The 1,820-nt window shown below is 54.8% G+C and carries 2 protein-coding genes; both read right to left on the bottom strand.

Translation table 11 applies throughout. The features are described from left to right. Positions 1–28: 28 nt before the first annotated feature. Complete coding sequence (locus ACH65_RS19330) at positions 29–793, bottom strand: tetratricopeptide repeat protein (RefSeq protein WP_082190406.1); 765 nt, start codon at positions 791–793, stop codon at positions 29–31. 37 nt (positions 794–830) lie between these two features. Next, positions 831–1,820 (bottom strand): RHS repeat domain-containing protein (locus tag ACH65_RS19325; RefSeq protein WP_336884815.1); only part of this gene is annotated, 990 nt, incomplete at its 5' end.

The raw sequence follows: 1,820 nt of genomic DNA, 5'->3' as shown, positions 1-1,820 counted from the left end.
ATAGATCAGAGCATCCCTAATGGCTGCATCACTGAGGAATATCTGCGATACGCGGATCTTCCGCATTGCGAAACCTTATAAAAATCGCTCTTGTGATAAGAAAAAACAATCTAACCATAGAAGCCAGCTTCCCTATACCCGCATCGTTATGGCGACAAAGATGCAACAAACGCATTTGACTAAGTATTAGGCCATGTTCAGCACCCGCCTTGTAATAAGGTAATGCCATTTCTTCATCCTTCGGAACCCCTATACCAAAGGCGTAGATTTCGCCGATTAGCTGACTGGCCCGTGCACTACCCTGCATAGCCGCCCTCTTGAGAAATTCTAGTGCGTTCCGCGGCTCATTTTTAGACAGGTAGAGTCTACCGACATAAAGGATGTCATCTGAACTACCATGCTCAGCCAATCTAAGGCACCACTGCAACGTGGCATCCACATCTCCTTTCTCAAAGAAAGCTTTAGCGAGGTAACGCTGGCAATTCACATGCGCGGAAAACGGAGCTATTTGACATAGTTCAATCGCTTTTTGTTTATTGCCCCGAGCATCAATCATAAGGACGCATTTCCAGTATTCCTCGATTGCCTCGGCACTACCTTGCATCGCGGCCTTTCGATACCAATCGCAAGCCCGCTCCGGGTTCCCATTATTTGCATAGAACCATCCTAGATACCGCTGGCAATCGACGTTTTCAGAGCACAGCTCAGACTCACATAGCTCCACTGCCCGAGAAATCTCTCCTCGGGCATCGAGTTCATGCAACCGGCTAGTACAGCTCTGCGCATCATCCATAGGGATTCACCGCCTCCAATACTCTCCGATCATACAACTAAGCCACGCCGGGCTGCTGGCTCGTCACGCTTTGTTGAAACCCTGGAGGCAAGATAAAGAACCAAGGAGATGATGGTGGCACGGCTGGCACGGGCGGAGGCACAGGTGGAGGTATTGGCGGTTCCATATTCGGGGGAGTTGAAGATCCAGGACCGGGCTGCCCACTCGGTGGACATATATCCGGTGGAGGTTTTGGCGCTTGAGGCCGTTGTGGCGGTCCTTTGAGAGGATTTCCAGGGGGCTCTGCTGGCGTCTCGTACCCAGGAGGCGGATTGCCAGGTGGGCGCTGAGTTATGTTCGGATTCTGATTGCAAGCCAGAAAATAAACGAAGCAAAAAATCTTCCAGTTTCTGTCATTTGGTGCAAGCCCATACGGATCAATGTAACTCAGCGGATTACTGATTACATAGGCATAAGTACTCGGCTGGCCACCAAACATTCCCAACGGATCGCTTTGTGGCGATCTGCCGGTCCCTGCTTCATATGTCCGGAAACCCCAGTTCGACAGTCTCGACTCGGTGTCAGAGTACTGACCGGGATATCTTGGGTTATAGATGAACCCCATTGTAGAAGTCGGCGCCAGCTCCCCAAACGGATTGCCCTGGTAGCTCCACTGCCACACCGTCGCCCCGCTGCCGTCCGTGACCGCGCGCGGGGTGTTGAGCCCATCCGCATGCACATAGCCGATCGTGGCCGTACCGCCATTGGCATCCACCACCGCCACCGGCAGGCCATCCAGCCAGACGTAATCCCGGTTCGTGCTGCCGTACTCGGCCAGTAGCTGGCTGCCCTCGTCGTAGGCGTAGCGCTCGTTCACCGCCTGCGGCAGCGTCGCCGTCTTGGCGATGCGCTCGCCGAAGGCGTTGTAGGTGTAGGTGCCCACCGTGGCGCCGTTGCGCACCACGCTGAGCAGCCGGTTGCGGTCGCCGTAGCCGAAGCCGAACGTCTCCCCGCCCACCACGCTGCCGGTGGTGTTGCCGTTGGCGTC

Origin of the sequence: Frateuria defendens (assembly GCF_001182895.1) — a bacterium.
GTDB lineage: Bacteria > Pseudomonadota > Gammaproteobacteria > Xanthomonadales > Rhodanobacteraceae > Frateuria_B > Frateuria_B defendens.
Note: the sequence above shows the minus strand (reverse complement) of the source record. Positions and strands in the feature narration are given on the sequence as shown.

What these genes read in the sequence shown, in the direction of transcription:
- ACH65_RS19330 (WP_082190406.1), bottom strand. Translation starts at nt 793, where the DNA reads ATGGATGATGCGCAGAGCTGTACTAGCCGGTTGCATGAACTCGATGCC.